Consider the following 23691-nt stretch of genomic DNA (forward strand, 5'->3'; position numbering starts at 1 on the left):
TCTGTCGTTGCCCCGGCCGGGCGCGGACGCGCAACACGGCAGATTCGGCTGTCAGACTAGCGGCGGGAAGGTTAAGGGCGCATTAACCATGGGCATTCTGCGTCACCGGAACGGGCGACCGCCACCACAGTTCGAAGCCGCTGCGGCCGATGTTTCACGCCGCCGGCGGATCGAGCACCTTGATCAAGCGACCGTGATCGAGCCATCACGGCCATCCGCGCGCAAAAAAGAGGCCCGGAAATCTTCCGGGCCTCAAGGCGTGAGCCCTTTCGGGAGCATCACGACGGGATCTTCCCGGCACCGGCAAAACGCCGGTACCAGCCAATACCTTTACGGCACCACTTCGCCGTGCTGGCTGATGTCGAGGCCTTCGACCTCTTCCGGGGTGGAAGGACGCAGGCCGACCAGCGCCTTGACGATGTAGAGGATCACGAAGCTCGCGATCGCCGTCCACAGGATGGTGAAGACGATACCGTAGAGCTGCTTGCCGACAGAGGCGCCCGAGCCGAGGCTGTTGATCGCCGGATCGGCGAGCACGCCGGTCAGCAATGCACCGATGATGCCGCCGATGCCGTGCACGCCGAATGCATCGAGCGAGTCGTCATAGCCGAACGCGTGCTTGAGCTTGACGGCCGAGACGTAGCAGAGCACGCCGGCGACGATGCCGACGATGAAGGCGCCGGTCGGATTGACGAAGCCGGAAGCCGGCGTCACCGCGACCAGGCCAGCGACGGCGCCCGAGATGATGCCGAGAACGCTCGGCTTCTTGGCGACGATCCATTCGGCGAACATCCAGGCGAGCGCCGCAGCAGCAGCGGCAACCTGGGTGTTCAGCATCGCGGCACCGGCAAGGCCGTCGGCGGCCAGTTCCGAGCCGGCGTTGAAGCCGAACCAGCCGACCCACAGCAGCGAAGCGCCGATGACGGAGTAGACGAGGTTGTGCGGCGCCATGTTGGTGGTGCCGTAGCCTTCACGTTTGCCGAGAACCAGCGCGCAGACCAGGCCGGCAACACCGGCATTGATGTGAACGACCGTGCCGCCGGCGAAATCGAGAACGCCGGCTGTGCCGAGGAAGCCGCCGCCCCACACCCAGTGCGCGATCGGGGCGTAGACCACCAGCAGCCACGCGCCCATGAAGATGAGCAGCGCCGAGAACTTCATGCGTTCGGCGAAGGCGCCGGCAATCAGCGCCGGCGTGATGATGGCGAAGGTCATCTGGAACATCGAGAAGACGAACTCAGGAATGTTCGCCACGCCCGGCAGCCACAGCGAGGAGGTGGTGATGCCGTTGTGGAAGAACTTCGAGAAGCCGCCGAGATAGGCATTCATGCCGCCGCCATCCGAGAAGGCCAGCGAGTAGCCGAACATGAACCACAGCACCGTCACCAGGCAGGTGATGGCAAAGCTCTGCATGATGGTGGCGAGCACGTTCTTTTTGCGCACCATGCCGCCATAAAACAGCGCCAGGCCCGGTATGGTCATCATCAGCACCAGCGCCGTCGAGGTCAGCATCCAGGCTGTGTTGCCGGTGTCGAGCGCGGGCGCAGGGGCAGCCGGTGCCGCCGGTGCCGCTTCCTGCGCGAACGCAGCAACCGTGCCCAGCGCAGCGAGAGCGAGCGAACCTAAAACGGCCGCGCGTCCCGTTATCTTCAAGGTGGAAGGAATATTCATTGAACTCTCCATTGGAATACGTATCCGCAGCTCAAAGCGCGTCGGTGTCTGTTTCGCCGGTGCGAATGCGCACCGCCTGGTCGATGCCGAAAACGAAGATCTTGCCGTCGCCGATCTGGCCGGTCTTGGCCGCCGCGGTGATGGCTTCGACGGCCTTGTCGACCATGTCGACAGCGACCGCGACTTCGATCTTGATCTTCGGCAGGAAGCTGACCGCGTATTCCGCCCCGCGATAGATTTCCGTGTGCCCCTTCTGACGTCCGTAGCCTTTTACTTCGGTGACGGTCAGGCCCTGGATGCCGACTGCGGTGAGCGCCTCGCGCACCTCGTCGAGCTTGAACGGCTTTATGATTGCCATCACGATCTTCATAAGGTTTCACCCTTTGCTGTTGCGGGTCCCCGCGTTTGCACGACTTCGCCGATCCCCATGAGAGCCGGAGAGTGCCCGCTAGGATTCAAGCTCCGTGCCAATTGCCGAAGCAGGGTGTTAAGCTGTTGTTAAACAACGAAATCGAGAAGGTCTGGCAGCTGCCTGTTCACAGGCGCGGCAGTGCATATGCTTAAAAAATAGGCAAATTTCGAAAAATGCCTACTCCGCAGGCGGCCGCTTCAGCCGGATGAGTCCTTCTTGGGCAACCGAGGCGATCAAGGTGCCGTCGCGGGCAAACAGCGAGCCGCGGGTAAAACCACGCGATCCTTGCGTCGACGGGCTGTCTTGCGTGTACAGCATCCAGTCGTCGAGCGGATGGCTGCGGTGGAACCACATGGCGTGGTCGAGGCTGGCTGCCTGGATATCACGATCGAAAATGGCGCGGCCATGGGCAAAGGTCGAGGTGTCGAGCAGCGTCATATCCGAGAGGTAAGCGAGCACGGCCGCCTGCGTGGCGCGGTCGGCCGGCACCGGGCCGGTGGTGCGGATCCAGATGTTCTGCTTCGGCTCGAGCTTTTCCCGGCTGGTATAATGCTTCAGCATCACCGGCTTCATCTCGATCGGCCGGTCGCGCTCCCAATAGCGCTTGATGCCGTCGGGCACGGCTTCGCCGAACTTACCCAGCAATTCGCGCTGCGACAGCAACGTGTCGGGCGCCGGCACGTCCTGCGGCATCGGCACCTGATGTTCCAGGCCGACCTCATCCTGCTGGAACGAGGCTTCCAGCGAAAAGATCGCCTGGCCGTGCTGGATCGCCACGACGCGGCGCGTGGTGAAGGAGCCGCCGTCACGGATGCGGTCGACCTCGTAAATGATAGGCACCTTGGTGTCGCCCGGCCGCATGAAATAGCCATGCAGCGAATGCACGTGGCGCTCGGGCTCGATCGTTCGCTGCGCGGCGACCAGCGCCTGGGCGATGGTCTGGCCGCCGAAGATGCGCTGCCAATCGAGCTTGGGGCTGCGACCACGATACAGGTTGTGTTCCAGCTGCTCGAGGTCGAGAATGCCGAGAAGCTCGTCCATGGCTGCCGTCATCTTGACCTCGCCGCAAAATTACCATGGCGGTTTCCGACAGGAACAGCGGGCAGTCAAGGGCGGAATGCCCGGCGACAGTCAGGCTGCGAAAGGAATTGCCCATGGTCGACAGCAAGAATTCGCTCGACGTTCTGGTCGCCGGCGCCGGTTATATCGGCTTGGCCGCCGCCGTGTCGCTGAAGCAGGCGCGGCCGAGCCTCGCCGTCGCCGTCGTCGATGCCGCGCCGGCCGGCGTCTGGCAGAAGGACGGCCGCGCCTCGGCGATTGCCGCCGCCGCGTGCCGCATGCTCGACCAGCTCGGCGTCTGGAACGAGATCGCGCCGGAGGCGCAGGCAATCACCGAAATGATTGTCACCGATTCGCGCACATCCGATCCGGTCCGCCCGGCGTTCCTCACCTTCGACGGCGAGGTCGCGCCCGGCGAACCCTTTGCGCATATGGTCGCCAACAAGGATTTGAACGGCGCCTTGCGCCGGCGCGCCGAACAACTCGGCATCGGCATCATCGAAGGCGTCGCCGTCAGCGCCTTCGACATCAACGGCGCCGGCATAACGGTGCATCTTGCCGACGGCGCGACGCTGAAGGCGCGGCTGCTGGTTGCCGCCGACGGCGTCAATTCGAAGCTGCGCGACATGGCCGGCATCAAGACGGTGAAATGGGAGTATGGCCAGTCCGGCATCGTCTGCACGGTGGCGCACGAGCGGCCGCACAACGGCCGCGCCGAAGAGCATTTCCTTCCCGCGGGCCCGTTTGCCACGCTGCCGCTCAAGCCGGGCAAGGACGGCACCAACCGCTCATCGATCGTCTGGGTCGAACGGTCGCAGGATGCCGAGAAACTGGTCAGTGGCGACACGCTGGTCCTGGAATATGAGCTCGAGCAGCGCTTTGGCCTCAAACTCGGCGAAATCCATATCGCCGACAAGCCCCGCGCCTGGCCTCTCGGGCTGACCATTGCGCGCGCCTTCGTCGCGCCGCGCATCGCCTTGGCCGGCGACGCCGCCCACGGCATCCACCCGATCGCCGGCCAGGGTCTCAATCTCGGCTTCAAGGACGTGGCGGCGCTGGCCGAAGTGGTGGTCGAGGGCGACCGGCTCGGCCAGGACATCGGCGCGCTCGACGTGCTCGAGCGCTACCAGCAATGGCGGCGTTTCGACACGGTGCAGATGGGCATCACCACCGATGTGCTGAACCGGATGTTTTCCAACGATTTCGGCCCGCTGCGCACTTTGCGCGACATCGGCCTCGGCCTTGTCGAACGCATGCCGCGGCTGAAGGGGTTCTTCATCCGCCACGCGTCGGGTCTGTCCGGCGACACGCCGAAACTGTTGAAGGGCGAGGCGATTTAGGCTTGGCAAGTGCGCGTCACTGGCCGTTCGGTCAGTTAACCTCGAAGCCCAGCTTCTGGCGCAGCCTGAGCATTCGCTGGTCGGAAATCTGCAGGCTTTGCCCACCCGCCTCCGCCACACGGCCGACCATCTGCAGCAGATCGTTCCTTTCAGCCGCGTCGAGGCGTTCGCGCAGGAACGGCGCCAGCTTGTCGATGACGACCGTGGCGTCGTCGATTTGCGAAGCCGCCCATTTGGCGTAGATCACCGCCTCATCGGTCTGCTTTTTATCGGCAATCTCCGAAATGACCGATTGAATGGCGGCTTCGCGTTGCGGCAGGATAGGACCGTTCTCGGAAACGATGGCGGTGATCAGCGTCGCGGCCGCCACGACCGGATCGTCGATCGCCGTCAGCGGCGAGAGTGCCGCCTGCTTGCGCAGCTTCTTGCGGCGCACATTGCCCTGCACGCGGCCAACGACGTCGGCAACCTCACGCGCCGCGTCGTTCATGATCTTCAGCCGGTACCACCAGAAGCCCGCTGCTCCGAGCAGGCCGATTGCTGCAATCAATATATGCATGCCCCGAAATCCCCCGATCTCGGCGACGATAGGAGAAGTATTGCTTCGCTTCAACACGCAAAAGTTGCGTCCGACGAAGAAAACGAAAGCCCATGCCAGTCGTTGGTCCCCGCCGCTCCGCGGAGGAACTTATCGAGACATCTCTATGACCCGGGCACCTTATAGATCGCCCGCACCTCGATCGTGCCGATTTCGGCCAGCGGAATCTCGCCCGCGATCTCCAGCGCCTCGTCGAGGCTCTCGGCCTCGATCATGACGAAACCGAGCAACTGCTCCTTGGTTTCGGCGAAGGGGCCGTCGGTGACCAGCCGCTTGCCCTTGCGCCTGCGAACGGTTTTCGACGTTTTCACCGATTGCAGCGCCTGCGCGATGATCAGCATCCCGCGTTGGTCCAATGACCGGTCATGGGCCATCGAATCGGCGTCGAGCTTGGCCAGCCTCTCGGGCGTCATTGCGTAGAGATCTTTTTCTTCACCATAAACCAGGCAAACATACTTCATTTTTATCTCCATTCCTGGCTTGAAGCCGAAGACGAGGCTACGGAAATCTCCGCGGAGCCCTTGCCTGCCGCAGAATCGAGACCGGCCGCAGCATAGTCGAGAAGAGATACCGCAATCCCGATAATGGCAATCGCCGCAAGCAATCGGCCGAAGCCGGAAGGCTGCAGGCGCGACCAGTCGGCTTGTTGTTCACCGGCCCTGTGGCCGGTGCTTGTCCAGTGAGCAGAAAACAGGTTGTTCATGTGGTCCTCCATCCGGCCACCAAGTCCATGGCCGCCCGCAGGACGGCCGGGACAGATGGAAGTCGACATTTTTGCACGCGTATTTTTTTCGAATTTTTTTTCGCTCGACATGATGTGTCACGCTGCCGCCGATACGAAAGCGTGGGTGGCCTTCGCTCCGGCGCGCGCTATAGTCGACTGGATGCCGATCACGGGCTCAATCACGACAATCAAGGAGGAATTGATGGACCGCACCGCCAACGCCGTTTGGAAAGGCAGTTTCAAGGAAGGCAAAGGCACGCTCGATACACAGAGCGGGACGCTGAAGGGCACGCCCTATTCCGCCAAGATGCGTTTCGAGGACGAGAGCGGCAAATCCGGCACCAACCCGGAAGAGCTGATCGCCGCCGCCCATGCCGGCTGCTACGCCATGCAGCTTTCGCATTTTCTCGCCGAGAACGGCACTCCGGCCGCCGAACTCGACGCCAAGGCCGTGGTAACGCTGGTTCCCGGCACCGGCATCACCGGCAGCGCGATCACCCTGGTCGGCAAGGTACCGGGCATCGATGCCGCCAAGTTCAAGGAATTGGCCGAGAAGGCCAAGGCCGAATGCCCGGTCTCGAAAGCGCTCGGCGCCATCAAAGTATCGCTCGACGCTAGGCTCGGGTGAGGGAGCTTTTATGCCTGATAGATTCCAACTGGTGTTGGAGTCCATCAATTGTTGAAGTCGGCGCCGCCCCTCATTGCCCTGCCGGGCATTTCTCCCCGTAAGTGACGGGGAGAAAGAAGCTGGCCGCAGCTGCCGGCACTCTTCTTGCAACGTTGATGATTGACGAAACCGTCGAAGAGCGTCCCTATACGGGAGAGGTCGCCGGCAGGCGGGGCAGCGCCAGCCAATCGAAAGTAGGCAACGAACACGTTACCTGAGGGGCCGTCCCCGACGTCTCGAAAATCCTTATCGCCCATCGCCGGACAGTGCGTCGAGACGGGCGCGCAATGCCGCGACCTCTTCCTCGAGGGCCTGCACGCGCGTCTCCAGATCCGACGCCGGCGAGGACGACTGCAGGGGCGCTGCGGCAGCCGACAGCTGCGGCGGCCCGCTGAGCAGATGGACATAGCGATCCTCGCGCTGGCCTGGGCCGCGATCGATCTGCTGCACCAGCGGTGGCCGGCGGCCGATCAGCAGATCGAGATTGCCGCGAAGCTCGTCGATCGACGGCAGCCGCGCCATGCGCTCGCTTCGCGCCAGCAATTCATAGGCCGTCTGCGGGCCGCGCAGCAGCAACAGGCCGAGCAGCGCGATCTGCGCCGAGGTCAGGGAAAAGCGCTGCGCCACCACATGCTCGTAGCGCTCGACGCGCGACGCGAACACCTGCCTGACTAGGCCCTTCTGCTCGAGCTGGCCAAGCGCTCTTCTGACCTCGCCAAGTTCGACCGACATCACCGGCTCGCGCGCCGTCTTCTGGTTGGCCGCCGCATGTGCCGCATTGAGCGTCAGCGGATAGACGTCCGGCGTCAGCTCCTTCTTCTCGATAAGGCAGCCGAGCACGCGGGCTTCGATGGGAGAGAGGATGGGAAGGTCGATATCGGTCATAAGTTTGCTATCCTTTCGAACTCGGCGGGACAGCGCCCCCCTCTGTCCTGCCGGACATCTCCCCCTCTAGTGGGGAGATTGGCTGTCATCACCGCTTCGCCACTTTTCAAGGCTGCAGAAAGGGCGCTGTCCTCCAAGCTGCTAATCTCCCCCCTTGAGGGGGAGATGTCCGGCAGGACAGAGGGGGGCGCGAAGGATCGCTGCGGACGAGACGATCTCGGCTGCAACTCGCCCGCCGCCTACACCCGTCGCTCCACCATCATCTTCTTGATCTCGGCGATCGCCTTGGCCGGGTTGAGCCCTTTGGGGCAAGTCTGGGCGCAGTTCATGATGGTGTGGCAGCGATAGAGCCGGAACGGGTCTTCGAGATTGTCGAGCCGCTCGCCCGTCGCCTCGTCCCTGGAATCGATCAGCCAGCGATAGGCCTGCAGCAGCGTCGCCGGGCCGAGATAGCGCTCGCCGTTCCACCAGTAGCTCGGGCAGGAGGTCGAGCAGCAGGCGCACAATATGCACTCGTAGAGCCCGTCGAGCTTTTCGCGGTCCTCATGGCTCTGCAGCCATTCCTTGGCCGGCTCGGGCGACACCGTCTTCAGCCACGGCTCGATCGAGGCGTGCTGGGCGTAGAAATTGGTGAGGTCGGGCACCAAATCCTTGACCACAGCCATGTGCGGCAGCGGATAGACCTTGATCGCGCCGGAAATGTCGTCGCAGCCCTTGGTGCAGGCCAGCGTGTTCGACCCGTCGATGTTCATGGCGCACGAGCCGCAAATGCCTTCGCGGCAGGAGCGGCGCAGCGTCAGCGTCGGGTCGATCTTGTTCTTGATCCAGAGCAGCGCGTCGAGCACCATCGGCCCGCAATCGTCCATGTCGACGAAATACGTATCCATGCGCGGGTTCTCGTCATCGTCCGGCGACCAGCGGTAGATGCGGTATTCGCGCAGATTGGTCGCGCCCTCCGGCTTCGGCCAGGTTTTTCCGGCCATGATCTTCGAGTTTTTCGGAAGCGTGAGTTCGACCATTACCTCAGGTCCTTTCGGATGACGAGCTTCAGCCCGGACCAGATCTCGTTCACGGCGGCGACCTTGACGTCGACGAGGTCGAGCTTCAGCGCCTCTGTGCGGATAACGTCCTCGGTGACGTCGGTCGGCACTTTCGATGCCTTCTTCGGCCATGACACCCAGACCATGCCGTCCCGCTTGATCGCCGCTTCGACGTCGCCGAGACGGTCCTCGATCTCGACACGCTGCCTGGTGAAGGCGTGAACGGCATCATATTTCCGGCGAATGCCAGAAATCGCCGACCAGTCGGCCAGCCGGTCGACACCGGCAAAACCGACGGCGTCGGCCAGATCGTCCAGTTCCGCCGGCAGCGCGATGAAGGCCGCGGTCATCCCGTCCTTCAGGCCGAGCTTGGCCGGAAGAGGCGTGCCGGAATATCCTGCTGCCGCCGACGCCATTCTACTTCTCCGTATGAACGTAGAGGGCGTTCACGAAGCCGGTACAGCGGGCATATACGCGCACTTCAAATGCTTTCCCGATTTGCTTTAGTGCGCCACTGGCCGGAGGCCTTGCCAGACATCTGATGTGCCCGACGTTCTTGGAATAAAAATTTCGACTTGACGATTGGGCCGTGGCGGCATCTTTCCAAACGGGAATATCATTCACCATTTTCGAGATTTTGTCAGCGTTGTCATAGATATAGACCGTCTCGGCAGACGCCGAGTGCACTCCGACGCCAACCAGAAATGCCAAGGCGATCAGATGTTTCATCATGACCTCAATACACCCTGGCCTTTGGCGCGATCTTGGCCGGGTTGATGCCGCCGTCTGCTTCCTTAAGCAGCGTTTCGGTGTGCACCGGCCGGTAGGTGAGCGCCACCTCGCCGGCCTCGTTGAGCCGAGCCAGCGTATGCTTGCGCCAGTTGGCGTCGTCGCGGGCCGAAAAGTCCTCCCGCGCGTGCGCGCCGCGGCTTTCCTTGCGCGCCTCGGCGCCGTAGACGGTGGTGATGGCGTTGGCCATCAGGTTTTCCAGCTCCAGCGTCTCGACCAGGTCGGAGTTCCAGATCATCGAGCGGTCAAACACCTTGACGTCGCCGAGTTCACCCCAGATCTGCGAAATGCGCCTGCAGCCGCTTTCCAGCGATTCCTGGGTGCGGAACACCGCCGCGTCCTCCTGCATCGCCTTCTGCATCTTTTCGCGCAAAACCGCTGTCGGCGTCGAGCCGTTGGCGTGACGCAGCCGGTCGAAGCGGTCCATTATCTTTTCGACGGCGGCCTCGTTGGGCGAAGGGATCGCCGATGTGCGGTCGATCACCTGGCCGGCCCGGATTGCCGCCGCACGGCCGAACACCACCAGGTCGATCAGCGAGTTGGAGCCCAGCCGGTTAGCACCGTGCACCGAGGCGCAGCCGGCTTCGCCGACCGCCATCAGCCCGGGCGACACCTGGTCCGGATTCGACGCCGTCGGATTCAGCACCTCGCCCCAGTAATTGGTCGGCACGCCGCCCATATTGTAGTGGACCGTCGGCAGCACCGGGATCGGCTCCTTGGTCAGGTCGACGCCGGCAAAGATCTTTGCCGATTCCGAAATACCTGGAAGCCTCTCGTGCAGAACGGCCGGGTCGAGATGGTCGAGATGCAGGAAAATGTGATCCTTCTTCGGGCCGACGCCGCGGCCCTCGCGGATTTCCAGCGTCATGCAGCGCGAGACCACGTCGCGCGAAGCCAGATCCTTGGCTGACGGCGCGTAGCGCTCCATGAAGCGCTCGCCCTCGGAATTGACGAGATAGCCGCCCTCGCCGCGCGCGCCCTCGGTGATCAGGCAGCCGGCGCCGTATATGCCGGTCGGGTGGAACTGCACGAACTCCATATCCTGCAGCGGCAGGCCTGCGCGTGCGGCCATGCCGCCGCCATCGCCGGTGCAGGTATGCGCCGAGGTGGCCGAGAAATAGGCGCGGCCATAGCCGCCGGTCGCCAGCACCACCATCTTGGCCGAAAAGCGGTGGATGGTGCCGTCGTCGAGGTTCCAGGCGACGACGCCGGTGCAGGTGCCGTCCGGCTCCATGATCAGATCGAGCGCGAAATACTCGATGAAGAACTGCGCATTGTGCTTCAGCGACTGGCCGTAGAGCGTGTGCAGCATGGCGTGGCCGGTGCGGTCGGCGGCCGCACAGGTGCGCTGCACCGGCGGCCCCTCGCCGAAATTCATCATCATGCCGCCGAACGGCCGCTGGTAGATTTTCCCGTCCTCGGTGCGGCTGAAGGGAACGCCGTAGTGCTCGAGCTCGTAGACCGCCGCCGGCGCTTCGCGCACCATGTATTCTTGAGCGTCGGTGTCGCCCAGCCAATCTGAGCCTTTGACGGTGTCGAAGAGATGCCACTGCCAGTTGTCGGGCCCCATATTGGCGAGCGAGGCGGCGATGCCGCCCTGCGCCGCAACCGTATGCGAGCGCGTCGGGAACACTTTGGTGATGCAGGCGGTGCGCAGGCCCTGCTCGGCCATGCCGAGCGCGGCGCGCAGGCCGGCGCCGCCGGCGCCGACGACCACGACGTCGAATTTGTGATCGACATAGCTATAGGCGGAAGCCGTGTTGGCGTTCTTCGCGTCCTTGGCCAAAAATCAGCCTCCAAATGCCAGTTTAAGCAGGGCGAAGACCGAAGCGACGCCGACGACGACGGGAAAGAATGTGTTGAGGGCGAGCAGCGCCAGCCTGGTGCCTTCGCCATGCACATAGTCTTCGATGATCGCCTGCATGCCGAGCCGCATGTGGTAGAGCACCGACAACAGCACCAGCGCCAGGACCAGTGCAACGAACGGATTGGCAAGTGCGGCGCGCACCTCGAGATAGCTGGCGCCGTTGAGTGCGATCAGGAAGCCGACGAAGAACAGGACCAGCGGGATGTTGGAGATCGCCGTCAGCCGCTGGCGCCAGAAATGGCCGGTGCCCTCGCGGGCGGAACCGAGGCCGCGGACCTTGGCCAGCGGCGTGCGCATGTCGGTGTTCTTGCCGTTCATGTCAGGCTCCCCGCGCCATGTAGCCGGCGATCCAGATCAGCAGCGTCAGCGTGACCGAGCCGGCAAGCGTCGCCCAGGCGATCCTCGATGCCGTATGCTTTTCCAGCCCTGCCCCAGTGTCCCAGATAAGATGGCGCACACCGCCCAGCATGTGGTGCATCAGCGCCCAGCTGTAGCCGAACAGCACCAGCCGTCCCAGCCACGAGCCGAAGGCCCAGTTGACGGCATTGAAGGTCGCCTCCGAGCTCGCCGCCGCCATCAGCCACAGCGCGACCAGCAGCGTGCCGAAATAGAGCGCCCCGCCGGTGATGCGGTGGACGATCGACATCGTCATGGTGATCGGCGGCCGATAGACGGTCAGATGCGGCGAAAGCGGCCGTTCACGTCTGGCAAATTCGCGGGTGGCTGGTGATTTGCTCATGGCTCCCCCAGTTCGGCGTCTCTGGAGCCTCAGGTGGGAATGCGGCATTACCGCTTCCGGTTGCGACTTCGGACAGCCGGTTTCTAATGCTCTTTTTGCACCGCGTCAAAGCCGGAAAACCGTTTCGAAAACGTAATTTAGTCTGATGAAAGCGAGGCTTTCAGCTTCAATCGATTAGGACTGTCGCCTTGCGCCGGCACAATGTCGCCGCACTGCAAAATATGGCTGGCGCAAGGGGCGGATCAGCGCTTGCAGGCCAGCGGTGATGCACCGCCCTTCATCACCAGCGCCTCACGCCCATCGATCACGATTGCGTCATGCGCCTCGCCGTAACGGCTGGTCTGATTGGCCGGTGACGCCGGCAGCTCGGCGCTGGCGCCGTTCTGGCCGAGGACGAGCACCGACGTGCCGAGATTCTCGATGGTCATCACGCTACCGTCGGCGCAGTTGTAAGTAGCTGTGCGCGGCTGCGGTGCCGTCGGTTCACTAGCGGCGGGAGCAAGCGACACGGAAGCGGCGGCCGTGTCGCCGAGCTTGGGCGCGCTGGTCTGCGGCGCGCAGGCGGCGGCAGCCAGCAGCGGCGGAATGGCCAGCGCCATCCGAAACGTGCGGCGTAATCTCATTTGCTGCTTTCCCCCCCGCGTATCGAGCCCGCCGCGATGCTCCGGCAAGCCACCGGATTTCATGCTTTTTGAGTCGTGCCCGATGCTGGGGATGGTGGGAACAAGGCATGGCCGAATGATGGCCGGTGGGCGATCGAGTATTAACCATATTTTCCGAGACCTCGCCCCTGCTGCGGTTGCCCTCTTAACAAAGGTTAATAAAAGGTTAATTTCTGATTCGAGGAGGCTTGCCTCTCAGCAAATGGAGCAGCACGCCATGCATTCGAATTCAGCAGGATCGCGCCTTCCCTGGTTCCTATTGGCGGCGCTCGCCGTCGGCGTCGTCGCACCGGCATTCGCCGGGACGCGCCATCATGACCGCGTCTATGCCGATTCCTTCGGCAATCTCGTCATCGACAGCGCCGCCGGCTACAAGCGTATCCTCGTTGGCGAGGGCAAGCTGGCCAAGGAATTGTCCGACTACACCAGCGCCGGCCATCCCGACGTGATCTACGAAAACGAATCGGACGATGTCCGCGGCGGCGACTGCTATAGGCCGCCGGTTTTCGTCAAGGGCCGCAGCTATATGTACGGCCTCTCCGACGGCGAAATGCCGGAGCTCAGCCCCTGCCGCTGACGGCCACGCCGCCCTTGGTTGACGGCGCCGGCAGGGCAACAGCCGGCCCCACCGAGACACGCACGCAATCGCGACCGCTGCCCTTCGCCTGATAGAGCGCTTTGTCGGCGCGCCGCAGCAGGTCGGAAAAGCTTTCGTCCGGACCAAGCTCGGCAACGCCGAAGCTGGCGCTGCAGCGGTGATCCGCGGGCAGGCAGTCGATCGGCGTGGCACCGAAGGCGCTACGCGTGCCCTCGGCAAAGAGCCGGGCGGCGGCTAGATTGGTCCCCGGCAGGAAAATAGCGAATTCCTCGCCGCCGATGCGGCCGGCGACATGATGGTCGGCCGCGGCATCGCGGAGAAAACCGGCAAAGGTCTCGATGACCCGATCGCCCGACGCGTGGCCGTAAGTATCGTTGATACGCTTGAAATGGTCGAGATCGGCAATGACCAGTGCCGCTGGAACGGCGCGCTGCATGGCGTCACACAGTGCGATCTCGGCATGGCGCTCGAAGCCGCCACGGTTGAGCAGCCGCGAAAGCGTGTCGGTTTCCGATTTCGACGTCGCCTCGGCGAGCACGTCGCGGACCAGGATAGCCAATGTCACCAGCGCAAGCGCCAGGCCGAACACGGTGCCGACCGACTGCGACACCAACGCATAGCTGGTCTGCGCATAAGATTGCGGGTTGGCGCCCCAGCCACCAAGCGCATGGGCGATGAAGGGTTTGCTGGCGAACTGCAAGGTGCTGGCCGCCAGGACAGCCATCAGCATATAGTCGAGCCGCTCGCGTCTTTGCCTGGACGACAAGACGATCGCCAGCCCGGTGAACTGCATGGCCGCATAGGGAAGCTGGTAGGCCGCCATTCGCACAAAGGATTGGCGTGGCAGGTCCTGCACGAAGTAGACCGCGAGGGTGGCGAAGACCAGGAAGAACAGCATCGGCGGCCAAGGCGGCGAAACGCGGTATTTATGGGCAAGCCCGCCATTGAAGGCGACGGTAGCGCCAAGGAAGGCGGCAAAGGCGGCGACAACCACGGGGCGCGCATTGTCGAAGGCAGGAATGCTGAACTCGATCGCGAAATAAGCCGTGCCGAGCACATAGCCGAACGCCAGCCAGCGTGCCGACACCCGGCCGGCGTCATAGACCGCGATCGTCATGAAGGCCGCCGCCAGCAGCCCGGCAACGAACAGGTTGATCATCAGGATGAAATTAGCGCTGCCCATGGCGTTTTGGCACTCCCCCCGAACAGCAAATCACCAACGCGCGAAAAAGACGTTAATTCGAAGCCGCCGCTGACGCTCAGCCAGCACTGGTCCGATTGGGAAGGACGACCGTTTCAGGCCGCTGATAGGACAGGTATACGCTGTCGCGGCCACTCCTTTTGGCTTTGTAGAGCGCTTCGTCGGCGCGGCGCATCAGCGGGTCCAGCCCTTCGTCGCTGGTGCGGGCGGCCACGCCGAAGCTCGCGGTCACTCTTGTGTCGGGCGGAAGTCCGTCGATTCTGCCCGCCGAATAGACCGTGCGAATGGCTTCGGCAAACAGTCTTGCCGCGCCAAGGTCGCTGAGCGGCAACAGCACGGCGAACTCTTCGCCGCCGATACGGCCGGCAACGCCGCGCGTACCTGCAGCCGACAGAAGCTTGGCAGCGAAGTCGGCGATGACGCGATCGCCGGCCGCGTGGCCATGCTGATCGTTGAGCGCCTTGAAATGATCGAGATCGGCAAGCACCAGCGCAACCGGCAATTGCGCCGTGGCACAGTGCTGCAGGACAAGCATGGCGCGCTCCTCGAAGCCGCGGCGGTTGAGCAGGCCCGACAGCGGGTCTGTCAGGGTTTCGGTCTTCAGGGCCTTCATCACATCGAGCGCGGCGGCGCCGAACAGGCAAAGCGCAATAAGCAGCGACAGCAATGCATGCGACAGCAGAGCCGTCGTCCAGTAGGACGAGGAGTAAAGCCCTTCATAGCTGGTGAACGGCCCATGCGCGATGACGACGGCAAGCGTCCGCGCCAGGAAGTTCAGGCCGGAAAGCAGCGACAGCACGAACAGGATCATTTCTGTCGGGCCGTTGTTGCGCACCACGCGCAACTCGGCGGCGACAACCAGGCTGATGCCGCCGAAGCTGAAATTGATGGCAAGGATGCGCCAGGTGAGATCCGGCCGGGCAAAAAGAAACCACGAGAACGCGGCCAGGCCGCCGCAGGCCAGAATGCCGACCGCCGGGTAAGGCACGCGCCGCCCATAGCGCGCAATGACCGCGCCGGCGAGACAGCAGGTGGCGAAGGTGAAGCACAGGATCGAGATGAGCTTGGTCGGCGCCATGCCGACCGGCAGCGTGAAATACTGGAGCAGGAAGCCTGCGGCCGAGGCCGAGTAGCCCGCCGCCAGCACAGCCAGATAGGGACGGTGGCGCTGATAGAACCACAGCACGAGAAATGCCGCGCCGAGTGTGAGGGCGATGCCTGGATTGAGCAGCGCTATGAGCAGGCCGGTGTCCAAGCGCTGTAATTTCCCCTCGCTTCCCCTTGGAGGACCTTAGAGCGGAAGCCCAAACAAGCGGTTAAGCGAAAGCGAATATACGACAGGTGCGTCGACAAAGCCGCTGGGCGGAACCGCGAACGGCGAGCGGCGTTTCACGACCGCAACCAGGAGACGCTCCGATGGCCGACACGATCATGCTGACCGATCACGATGCAATTCGCTCATGGGCCGCGGCACGCGCCGGCTTTCCGGCGATCGTCGACGTGTCGCCCGAAGCCGGAACGCAGCCCATGCTGAGGCTGGTCTTCGGCCAGCATGCCTACCAGGACCAGGATGAGGCCGAACGCCCGGTCAATGCCGGCGGCTACGAACTGGTCGAATGGGACGAATGGTTCAAACTCTTCGACGAGCGCCAACTGGCGCTGGTCGTCGCAAAGGACCAACCCGGCCGCCGTGAGGGATTCCACGAATTCGTCAGGCGGCCCGACTGAAGAATGCCCGAACCGCATTGCGGCTCGGGCTCCTCATATCCGACTGCGCGCGCCTGCCCTATTTCCACTCGCGGATGTCGACGAAATGGCCGGCGATCGCCGCCGCCGCGGCCATTGCCGGCGACACCAGATGCGTCCGGCCCTTGAAGCCTTGGCGCCCCTCGAAATTGCGATTCGAGGTCGAGGCGCAGCGCTCATGCGGCTTCAGCCGGTCGTCGTTCATGGCAAGGCACATCGAGCAGCCCGGCTCACGCCAGTCAAAGCCGGCGGCGACAAAGATCTTGTCGAGGCCTTCGGCCTCTGCCTGTTCCTTGACCAGGCCGGAGCCCGGCACGATCATCGCACTGACCCGCGGATTGACTTGTCTGCCCTCGATCACCTTGGCGGCGGCGCGCAGATCCTCGATGCGGCCATTGGTGCAGGAGCCGATGAAGACGCGATCGAGTTCGATATCGGTGATCTTGGTGCCCGGCTTCAGGCCCATATAGTCGAGTGCGCGCTGCTTGGAGGTGCGCTTGTTCTCATCAGTGATGTCGTCCGGGTTCGGCACGATGCCTTGCACCGAGACCACGTCCTCGGGCGAGGAGCCCCAGGAGACGATCGGCGGCAGCTTTGCCGCGTCGAGCACGACCACCTTGTCGAAATGCGCGCCTTCGTCGGACTGCAGCGTCTTCCAGTAGGCGAGCGCGGCGTCCCAGGCTTCGCCCTTGGGGGCGCGCGGCTTGTCCTTGACATAGGCGAAGGTGGTCTCGTCGGGCGCGATCAGGCCGGCGCGGGCGCCGGCTTCGATCGACATGTTGCAGATCGTCATGCGGCCTTCCATCGACAGCGCACGGATTGCCTCGCCGGCATATTCGATGACATAGCCGGTGCCGCCGGCCGTGCCGATCTCGCCGATGATGGCGAGGATGATGTCCTTGGCGGTGACGCCTTCCGGCAGTGCGCCGTCGACGCGCACCAGCATGTTCTTGGCCTTGCGCTGGATCAGCGTCTGCGTCGCCAGCACATGCTCGACTTCCGAGGTGCCGATGCCATGCGCTAGCGCCCCGAACGCGCCATGCGTCGAGGTGTGGCTGTCGCCGCAGACGATGGTCATGCCGGGCAGCGTAAAGCCTTGCTCGGGACCGATGATGTGGACGATGCCCTGGCGGATATCCTTCTCGGAATAATATTCGATGCCGAAATCCTTGGCGTTCTTGGCCAGCGCCTCGACCTGGATGCGGCTTTCCTCGTTCTTGATGCCGAACTTGCGCTCGGGCGAGGTCGACACATTGTGGTCGACCACGGCCAGCGTCTTTTCCGGATGCCGAACCTTGCGGCCGGTTATGCGCAGGCCTTCGAAAGCTTGCGGGCTGGTGACTTCGTGGACCAGATGGCGGTCGATATAGAGCAGGCAGGTGCCGTCGTCCTGGCGGTCGACAACATGGTCGTCGAAAATCTTGTCGTAGAGGGTGCGCGGTGCGCTCATTTGCGTAAATCCGTCGAATTAAAAAGGGAAAACGACGCCGGTCGGACCAGCGAAACAGCCTGGCGAGTCTGCCCTAGCTAAGTCGGCTGGTCAGCGCCCCGCAGACGCGCGCGGAAAATCGCGACGGCAGGCGTTTCCTGTCCTGCAGCACGAAACCTTTATAGGCCGGATCGCCAAAAAGCTCTTCCATGGCGCTGCTCATATCAATGTTTTGGCTTTTCGGCAATTGGCGGGTTGTGGCGCGGCTTCCCCTTCTCCCCTTGTGGGAGAAGGTGTCGCCGAAGGCGACGGATGAGGGGTGCTCCAGGGAACGCCAACGCCTCATTCCGTCCAACACCCCTCATCCGTCTCGGCACTGCGCGCCGATCCACCTTCTCCCACAAGGGGAGAAGGAAGAAGGCGCCACTCAAACCACCTCGAACACGAAGGTCTTCACCAGCGCGTCGGGCTCGGCGATTGCGTAGCAGCGGAACCACGGGCTCTCCTCGACCGGCCGCCATTTTTTCGCCTGCTCCAGTTCGCCAAATACGGTTTGAAACCCGCCGCTTTCAAAAACCTGGTCGCGGACCGTGAAGATGGCGTGGCCGCCCGTCCTGGTGATGCGTACCAGTTCATGCAGGCCCGACGCCGGTGCGTGGCTGATGGTGAACACGCCGGTCGAGAAAAAGGCGCGGAAATACCCGTCCGCCCAAGGCAATGGCCCGCCGAGCATCGCCTGTTTCAGCTCGCTATAGGCCTGCCGGCTGCCGGCGATTTTCAGCATGTCCTGCGACAGGTCGAGCCCGGCAATGTCGTGGTAGCCGAGCGCCTTGAGCGACGGTCCCGACAGGCCGGTGCCGCAGCCGGCGTCGAGCAGCGGCCCTTCGCCTGATGGCACATGGCGCGCCACCCAGGCGGTGATCAGGAACGGCAGGAGATAGCCGAGCGCCGCGGTTTCGCCGTCATAGGTCGCGGCCCATTCTGCATAGGCCTTGGCGAGCGCCTCAGGCGTATCGGCCGTATAGACCGATTCCAGCGCCGCATTGGCTTTGTCGACGATCATGGGTCCTCCTGGGGCGGTCGCATTCACTCGATAGTAGCGCCTCCTTCGCCCGCCTTCTATTCCCCATTCTGGTGGCGCAGCCGCTTCTCCAGCGACCGCAAGGCCAGTGACAGACCGACAGTCAGGATGAGATAGATATAGGCGACGATCGAATAGGTCTCGAAGAAGCGGAACGAGCCCGCGGCGTAGATCTTGCCCATCTGGGTGATGTCGGCGACGCCGAGCACCGAGACCAGCGAAGAATCCTTGACCATAGCGACGAAATCATTGCCGAGCGGCGGCAGAATGGTGCGGATCGCCTGCGGAAAGACGATCAGCCGAAAGCGCTGCGTGCGCGTCAGCCCGAGCGCCTTGGCCGCCTCGATCTGGCCTTTCTCGACCGCCTGGATGCCGGCGCGGAAAACCTCCGAGATGAAGGCCGAATAGCCGATGGTCAGCGCCATGATGGCGCGCCATAGCAACGACACGTCGCGTACCAGCAGTTCGCCGAACAGGCCGGCGCTTTGCAGCGGCGCCGTCAGTGCGTTCCACGCCGCGACGAAGGCCGGCGCGCCGGCAAAGGCGATCCAGAACAACAGCACCAGGATCGGCACGCCGCGGATGATCTCGACATAGAAGCGGGCGATCTGGCTGAGCCAGCGCGAGCCCGACAGGCCCATCAGCGCGACGCCGAGGCCGATCGCGCAAGCCAGCGCGAAGGCGACCACCGTGACGAAGATGGTGACGCCGATGCCCTTGGCGACGGTTGCGAAGACCTGGGCATAGAGGTCGCTGGCAGCGATGAAGATGGCGGCGGCCAAGGCGATCGCCACGGCCACGGCAAGCCACCACGGGAAGTCGGATTTGGCTGAGGCGAGAGGCGCCGACGGCATCAAGCGGTACCGATAACAGAGTGACGAAGGCAGCGTTCTGTCACACCCCCCTCTGGCCTGCCGGCCATCTCCCCCTCAAGGGGGGAGATCGGCAGCTTTGACCTCGCGGCCCGTTCTGCAACACTGAAAATTGGCGAAAGCCGATGCGAAATCCGATCTCCCCCCTTGAGGGGGAGATGTCCGGCAGGACAGAGGGGGGTGTACGAGCGCAGAGTCAGCGCGAGTTCCCGCGCACAATCGTCATGAAATGCGCGCAACAAGCGGGCCTACTGCCCCATCTTGTAGTCGAGGAACCACTTCTTGTTGAGCGCGTCGAGCGTACCGTCGGCCTTGAGCGCGGCGATTGCCGCGTTGACCGGCTTCACCAGGTCGGAGCCCTTGGGGAAGATGAAACCGAAATCCTCGGTGCCGAGTGGGCCGCCGATCAGCTTAAGGCCGCCATTGGACGCATCGACATAGCCCTTGCCGGCGGTGCCGTCGGTGAGCACGACGTCGACGTCGCCGGCCTTCAGCGCCTGCACCGTCGCGCCGAACGTCTCGAACAGCTTGATGCGCGGGTTCTGCTCATTGCCGTCGAGCACGCTGTAGACGGCGGTGTAGAACGGCGTGGTGCCGGCCTGCGCGCCGATCAGCCCGTCCTTGAAGGCGGCAAACGTCTTGGCGTCGGTGAAGCGCTTCTCGTCGCCGCGCACCAGCATGAACTGTTCCGAGCGCATGTAGGGATCGGAGAAATCGACCTTCTGCTTGCGGTCGTCCTTGATCGTGATGCCGGTCATGCCGATGTTGTACTGGTTGTCGGAAACCGCCTGGATCATCGCGTCCCAGGAGGTGTTCTGGTACTCGACCTTGAAATTCAGCCGTTTGGCGATCTCGTTCATCGCGTCATATTCCCAACCGATCTGCTTGCCGGTCTTGGCATCGATGAACTGCAGCGGCGGATAGGCGTTTTCGGTCACCACCACCACTTTCTTGCCGCCGAGGTCGGGCAGCGCCTGCGCCAGAGCCGCGACAGGCACGAGAAGGCAAGCCAGCAGGCCGGCCAGCAGCAGTTTCGAATTGATCATGACGATGCTCCCCAGGAACTGAACCGCCTCGATCGGCCGAGGCATGCAGGAAATCCGGCGCCGACTTTAGCTTTCCGTCGGCGCCTTGCAAGCCGCTCCGATGCGGCGTTCGGCACGAAAATGGATTTCAATGCTTTCAACGGCGGCATTACGGAACGATCCGTATCGATTGCGGCCGACGCAGCCCGGCAAAATAGAATCCGCCTCGCGAAACAAAAAGGCGGCCGAAGCCGCCTTTCCGAAAATACGTTCTTGAAGAGCCTTATTCGGCGGCAGCTGCTTCCGCGGCCTTGGCGGCCTCGTCGGCGGCCTTCTTCTCGGCGGCGTCCTGCGCGGCCTTCTCGGCGGCCAGCGCCTGGGCGGCGGCCACTTTCTCGGCCTCGATGCGCGCCTTCTCGGCGTTCAGCGCATCGCGCTCTTCGTCGTTGAGCTTGCGGGCGCGCACACCGGTGTTTTCCGAAATGCGGGCCGACTTGCCGCGACGGTCACGCAAATAGTACAGCTTGGCGCGACGCACCTTGCCGCGGCGCACGATCTCGACGCCCTCGACCATCGGCGAATAGACCGGGAACACACGCTCCACGCCTTCGCCGTAGGAGATCTTGCGGACGGTGAAGTTTTCCTGGAAGCCGGCGCCGGCGCGGGCGATGACGACGCCCTCATAGGCCTGGACGCGGGTGCGGGTGCCTTCGGTCACACGGACCTGGACGCGCACGGTATCGCCGGGCTGGAATTCGGGGAGCTTGCGCTTGGCTTCGATCTTGGCGGCCTCCTCGGCCTCGAGCTGACGGAGGATGTCCATCTCAAAAATCCACTTCTTGTTCTTCCGACAGTCAGAGCGCCCGACACTCGCCTTGCAGTCGCATCGACCGCTCGGCTATGCCCTTCGTTCGAGAACGTCTGTTCGAGAACATCGGGCAGGGGCGACTACACCGTCATTGTTGACGGGCCAGAAGATCGCTCTTGGCAGATTTTTCTTCCGGTTCGGCGCGCACATACAGCTATTTCGGCGCTTTGTCACGTCTTCGCCGTTTCTTTTTTGGGCCGTTTCTTTTTTGCGCTGCTTCTTGGGCTGGCGCCCGCTGTGGCAATCCCGTGATCGCTTGTGGTCCAGGGGGTTGCGCCCGCGCGTCAAGCTTCCTAAGCCGGAAGATAAGCATTTTCCTCCAGCGACGACACCCCTCATGCCAATCTTGGACGCGGTCCTGCTCTTTCTCGCCGGCTTTCTATCAGGCGCGGTCAATGCCGTTGCCGGCGGCGGCACGTTCATAACCTTTGGCGCCATGACCCTGGCCGGCCTGCCGCCGATCGTCGCCAATGCGACATCGTCGGTGACGCAGTTCCCCGGCTACATCACCTCGACGCTCGCCTATTGGCACGACATCAAGCATTTCTGGCGCGGCGCACTGCTGCTCAGCCTCATTTCGGCTCTCGGTGCGCTGTCTGGCGCGCTCATCCTTCTAGGGCTCGACAACCCGTCCTTCCGCGCCTTGGTGCCGTGGCTGCTGCTGGCGGCAACCGCATTGTTTGCTGCCGGGCCATGGCTGAAGCCGGCGCCCAAGCCGGAGCATGAGGCCGCGGTGGGTTCTCTGGTCGGGTCGCTGGCGCAGTTCGCCACCGCCGCCTATGGCGGCTTCTTCGGCGCCGGCATGGGCGTCATGATGCTGGCGACGCTCGGTCTCACCCAGTCCGGCGACTATCACCGGCTGAACGCACTGAAGAACATGCTGGCCGTGGTCATCGCTGCGGTTGCCATCCTCGTCTTCGTCTCGGGCGGCGTCATTGCCTGGCTGCAGGCGATCATCATGATCCCGGGTGGCGCGCTGGGCGGCTATGCCGGCGTCTGGATCGCTAGGCGCGTGCCGCAGAACGCGGTGCGCGGCTTCGTCATCGCCGTCGGCCTGTTCCTGGCTTTCTACTATTTCGACAAGGGCTGAGCGGCTGAAAGATCCGGCCGTCGCTCCTTCGTCAGCCTCTCCGCTTCAGCCCGCCGCCAAGCCGCGATCTTCCTGTGATTGCCCGAAATCAGCACTTCGGGAATCGGCCGGCCCTCGAACTCCTGCGGCCGCGTATAATGCGGATGTTCGAGCAGGCCGTTTTCAAAGCTCTCTTCCTCGCCCGATACCGCATTGCCCATGACGCCGGGCAGCAGGCGCACCACGGCGTCGAGCAGCACGAGTGCCGCCGGCTCGCCGCCGGACAGGATGAAGTCGCCGATCGAAACTTCCTCGAGGCCGCGCGATTCAATGACCCGCTGGTCGACGCCTTCGAAGCGGCCGCAGACGATCACCGCACCCGGCCCGCCGGCGAGCTCGCGCACCCGTGCCTGCGTCAGCGGCTTGCCGCGCGGGCTCATCAGCAGGCGCGGACGTGGATCGGCTGCCGGCGAGGCATGGTCGATGGCGCTGGCCAGCACGTCTGCCCGCATCACCATGCCGGCGCCGCCGCCGGCCGGCGTGTCATCGACGGTACGGTGACGATCGCTGGCAAAGTCGCGGATCTGGATCGTTTCGAGCGACCAAATGCCGGTCTCGAGCGCGCGGCCGGCCAGCGACAGGCCAAGCGCGCCGGGAAACATGTCGGGATAGAGCGTCAGCACCGAAGCCGAAAAACTCACCGGTTGCCTCCGGCGTCCCTCGGCCCGCGCGGCCTGCCCTTGGGGTCGAAACCGTCGTCAGCGGGAGGCTCGCCGTCCTCGTCCTCGACCAACCCTGCGGCGGCTGGATCAACGCGGACAAAGCCGCCGGCGATCGACACTTCCGGAACGGCGGCCTGCGTGAACGGGATGAGCACGCCTTTGCGCCCCGCCAGCGTCACGTCGAGAATGTCGCCGCCGCCGAAATTATGCACGGTGACGACCTTGCCGATGATGGCACCGATGTCATCCTTGACCTCCAGTCCGACGAGGTCGGCATGGTAGAATTCATCCTCTTCGCCCTCATCGGGCAACACCGAACGGTCGACGAACAATTCGGTGCCGGCCAGCGCCTCGGCGGCATTGCGGTCGTTGACGCCTTTGAACCGCACCACCACCACGGTGTTGGCGGGCCTGATGTCGACGATCTGGAAGGCGCGGCCATCCCTGGCGTAGAGCGGACCGTAATCGGCCAGCGCCAGCGGGTCGCCGGTAAAGCTCTTGACGCGCAATTCGCCCTTGATGCCATGCGCGGCACCGATCACGGCCATCTGGACGGGGTTTTGCGGCTTGATCATCTGCGGAAAATCCTTTGCCTTGCTCTAACCCCAGCCCGTCGTCATTTCAATG

28 protein-coding genes are annotated in these 23691 nt (G+C 63.5%); 5 read left to right on the plus strand and 23 right to left on the minus strand.

The window, feature by feature from the left end; all coding sequences use genetic code 11:
- Positions 1–330: 330 nt before the first annotated feature.
- The 3 genes from NKI70_RS06245 to tesB form a co-directional block, all read right to left on the minus strand.
- On the minus strand, positions 331–1653 hold the full coding sequence (locus NKI70_RS06245; RefSeq protein ID WP_031212694.1) for an ammonium transporter: 1323 nt from the start codon (positions 1651–1653) through the stop codon (positions 331–333).
- 49 nt (positions 1654–1702) lie between these two features.
- Positions 1703–2041 (minus strand): P-II family nitrogen regulator, encoded by a 339-nt coding sequence (locus tag NKI70_RS06250; RefSeq protein WP_023679755.1) that lies wholly within the window; start codon positions 2039–2041, stop codon positions 1703–1705.
- 219 nt (positions 2042–2260) lie between these two features.
- Positions 2261–3136, minus strand: a complete 876-nt coding sequence (gene tesB, locus NKI70_RS06255; protein WP_352578118.1) for an acyl-CoA thioesterase II — start codon at positions 3134–3136, stop codon at positions 2261–2263.
- Between the two features lie 101 nt (positions 3137–3237).
- On the opposite strand from tesB, the gene NKI70_RS06260 reads away from it, so the two are divergent.
- Positions 3238–4482 (plus strand): ubiquinone biosynthesis hydroxylase, encoded by a 1245-nt coding sequence (locus tag NKI70_RS06260; protein WP_352696975.1) that lies wholly within the window; start codon positions 3238–3240, stop codon positions 4480–4482.
- A 31-nt stretch (positions 4483–4513) separates the two neighbouring features.
- Here NKI70_RS06260 and NKI70_RS06265 read toward each other — a convergent pair whose 3' ends face one another.
- The 3 genes from NKI70_RS06265 to NKI70_RS06275 form a co-directional block, all read right to left on the minus strand.
- Positions 4514–5041, minus strand: coding sequence for a hypothetical protein (locus NKI70_RS06265; protein WP_352578116.1), 528 nt, complete (start codon positions 5039–5041; stop codon positions 4514–4516).
- A 143-nt stretch (positions 5042–5184) separates the two neighbouring features.
- Positions 5185–5541, minus strand: a complete 357-nt coding sequence (locus NKI70_RS06270; RefSeq protein WP_352450152.1) for a YciI family protein — start codon at positions 5539–5541, stop codon at positions 5185–5187.
- Between the two features lie 2 nt (positions 5542–5543).
- Positions 5544–5783, minus strand: a complete 240-nt coding sequence (locus tag NKI70_RS06275) for a hypothetical protein (protein ID WP_352450153.1) — start codon at positions 5781–5783, stop codon at positions 5544–5546.
- Between the two features lie 223 nt (positions 5784–6006).
- Between NKI70_RS06275 and NKI70_RS06280 the strand changes: the two genes are divergently transcribed.
- Positions 6007–6432: an OsmC family protein gene (locus NKI70_RS06280; RefSeq protein ID WP_031212702.1), complete on the plus strand. Its 426-nt coding sequence runs from the start codon at positions 6007–6009 to the stop codon at positions 6430–6432.
- Between the two features lie 285 nt (positions 6433–6717).
- On the opposite strand, the gene NKI70_RS06285 is transcribed toward NKI70_RS06280, so the two are convergent.
- The 8 genes from NKI70_RS06285 to NKI70_RS06320 form a co-directional block, all read right to left on the minus strand.
- A complete protein-coding gene (locus NKI70_RS06285) occupies positions 6718–7356 on the minus strand; it encodes a YceH family protein (protein WP_352680580.1) in 639 nt (212 codons plus the stop codon).
- Between the two features lie 239 nt (positions 7357–7595).
- Complete coding sequence (locus NKI70_RS06290; RefSeq protein ID WP_292663232.1) at positions 7596–8375, minus strand: succinate dehydrogenase iron-sulfur subunit; 780 nt, start codon at positions 8373–8375, stop codon at positions 7596–7598.
- Positions 8375–8812 (minus strand): DUF3052 domain-containing protein, encoded by a 438-nt coding sequence (locus NKI70_RS06295; RefSeq protein WP_352572236.1) that lies wholly within the window; start codon positions 8810–8812, stop codon positions 8375–8377. The genes NKI70_RS06290 and NKI70_RS06295 overlap by 1 nt, the downstream gene beginning before the upstream one ends.
- Position 8813: 1 nt before the next feature.
- A complete protein-coding gene (locus tag NKI70_RS06300) occupies positions 8814–9125 on the minus strand; it encodes a hypothetical protein (protein WP_352572235.1) in 312 nt (103 codons plus the stop codon).
- Between the two features lie 7 nt (positions 9126–9132).
- Positions 9133–10971 (minus strand): succinate dehydrogenase flavoprotein subunit, encoded by a 1839-nt coding sequence (sdhA, locus tag NKI70_RS06305; RefSeq protein WP_023679766.1) that lies wholly within the window; start codon positions 10969–10971, stop codon positions 9133–9135.
- A gap of 3 nt (positions 10972–10974) precedes the next feature.
- Entirely contained in the window at positions 10975–11370 is a 396-nt protein-coding gene (gene sdhD, locus NKI70_RS06310; RefSeq protein WP_292663226.1) for a succinate dehydrogenase, hydrophobic membrane anchor protein, read from the minus strand.
- 1 nt (position 11371) lies between these two features.
- Entirely contained in the window at positions 11372–11791 is a 420-nt protein-coding gene (gene sdhC, locus NKI70_RS06315; RefSeq protein ID WP_292663224.1) for a succinate dehydrogenase, cytochrome b556 subunit, read from the minus strand.
- 242 nt (positions 11792–12033) lie between these two features.
- Positions 12034–12414, minus strand: coding sequence for a hypothetical protein (locus NKI70_RS06320; RefSeq protein WP_352680583.1), 381 nt, complete (start codon positions 12412–12414; stop codon positions 12034–12036).
- Between the two features lie 256 nt (positions 12415–12670).
- Between NKI70_RS06320 and NKI70_RS06325 the strand changes: the two genes are divergently transcribed.
- Entirely contained in the window at positions 12671–13030 is a 360-nt protein-coding gene (locus NKI70_RS06325; protein ID WP_352680584.1) for a hypothetical protein, read from the plus strand.
- On the opposite strand, the gene NKI70_RS06330 is transcribed toward NKI70_RS06325, so the two are convergent.
- Both NKI70_RS06330 and NKI70_RS06335 read right to left on the minus strand, forming a co-directional pair.
- Positions 13014–14234, minus strand: coding sequence for a GGDEF domain-containing protein (locus NKI70_RS06330; protein WP_352680585.1), 1221 nt, complete (start codon positions 14232–14234; stop codon positions 13014–13016). The genes NKI70_RS06325 and NKI70_RS06330 overlap by 17 nt on opposite strands.
- Before the next feature lie 76 nt (positions 14235–14310).
- Positions 14311–15507, minus strand: coding sequence for a GGDEF domain-containing protein (locus NKI70_RS06335; protein WP_352578110.1), 1197 nt, complete (start codon positions 15505–15507; stop codon positions 14311–14313).
- Positions 15508–15668: 161 nt separating this feature from the next.
- On the opposite strand from NKI70_RS06335, the gene NKI70_RS06340 reads away from it, so the two are divergent.
- Positions 15669–15980 (plus strand): hypothetical protein, encoded by a 312-nt coding sequence (locus NKI70_RS06340; RefSeq protein ID WP_023679773.1) that lies wholly within the window; start codon positions 15669–15671, stop codon positions 15978–15980.
- Positions 15981–16038: 58 nt separating this feature from the next.
- On the opposite strand, the gene leuC is transcribed toward NKI70_RS06340, so the two are convergent.
- The 5 genes from leuC to rplS all read right to left on the minus strand — a co-directional run bounded on the left by leuC (position 16039) and on the right by rplS (position 21228).
- Positions 16039–17448 (minus strand): 3-isopropylmalate dehydratase large subunit, encoded by a 1410-nt coding sequence (gene leuC / locus NKI70_RS06345; protein ID WP_352450161.1) that lies wholly within the window; start codon positions 17446–17448, stop codon positions 16039–16041.
- Positions 17449–17854: 406 nt separating this feature from the next.
- Complete coding sequence (locus NKI70_RS06350; RefSeq protein ID WP_352696980.1) at positions 17855–18490, minus strand: class I SAM-dependent DNA methyltransferase; 636 nt, start codon at positions 18488–18490, stop codon at positions 17855–17857.
- Positions 18491–18546: 56 nt separating this feature from the next.
- Complete coding sequence (locus NKI70_RS06355) at positions 18547–19362, minus strand: amino acid ABC transporter permease (RefSeq protein WP_352696982.1); 816 nt, start codon at positions 19360–19362, stop codon at positions 18547–18549.
- Between the two features lie 266 nt (positions 19363–19628).
- Entirely contained in the window at positions 19629–20426 is a 798-nt protein-coding gene (locus tag NKI70_RS06360; RefSeq protein ID WP_031212709.1) for a transporter substrate-binding domain-containing protein, read from the minus strand.
- Positions 20427–20688: 262 nt separating this feature from the next.
- The gene (rplS, locus tag NKI70_RS06365) at positions 20689–21228 is read right to left on the minus strand and encodes a 50S ribosomal protein L19 (protein WP_352696984.1); all 540 of its coding nucleotides are present in this window, start codon (positions 21226–21228) and stop codon (positions 20689–20691) included.
- 382 nt (positions 21229–21610) lie between these two features.
- Here rplS and NKI70_RS06370 point away from each other — a divergent pair, with 382 nt between their 5' ends.
- Positions 21611–22363 carry a sulfite exporter TauE/SafE family protein gene (locus NKI70_RS06370; RefSeq protein ID WP_352572230.1) on the plus strand — a complete coding sequence of 251 codons (753 nt, stop codon included), beginning with the start codon at positions 21611–21613 and terminating at the stop codon, positions 22361–22363.
- On the opposite strand, the gene trmD is transcribed toward NKI70_RS06370, so the two are convergent.
- Both trmD and rimM read right to left on the minus strand, forming a co-directional pair.
- The gene (gene trmD, locus NKI70_RS06375) at positions 22345–23043 is read right to left on the minus strand and encodes a tRNA (guanosine(37)-N1)-methyltransferase TrmD (RefSeq protein ID WP_352572229.1); all 699 of its coding nucleotides are present in this window, start codon (positions 23041–23043) and stop codon (positions 22345–22347) included. The two genes, NKI70_RS06370 and trmD, sit on opposite strands and share 19 nt — an antisense overlap.
- Positions 23040–23639: a ribosome maturation factor RimM gene (rimM, locus tag NKI70_RS06380; protein WP_352572228.1), complete on the minus strand. Its 600-nt coding sequence runs from the start codon at positions 23637–23639 to the stop codon at positions 23040–23042. The genes trmD and rimM overlap by 4 nt, the downstream gene beginning before the upstream one ends.
- Between the last annotated feature and the right edge of the window lie 52 nt (positions 23640–23691).

The organism is Mesorhizobium sp. M0500 (genome assembly GCF_040321165.1).
In the GTDB taxonomy this organism is placed as follows: domain Bacteria; phylum Pseudomonadota; class Alphaproteobacteria; order Rhizobiales; family Rhizobiaceae; genus Mesorhizobium.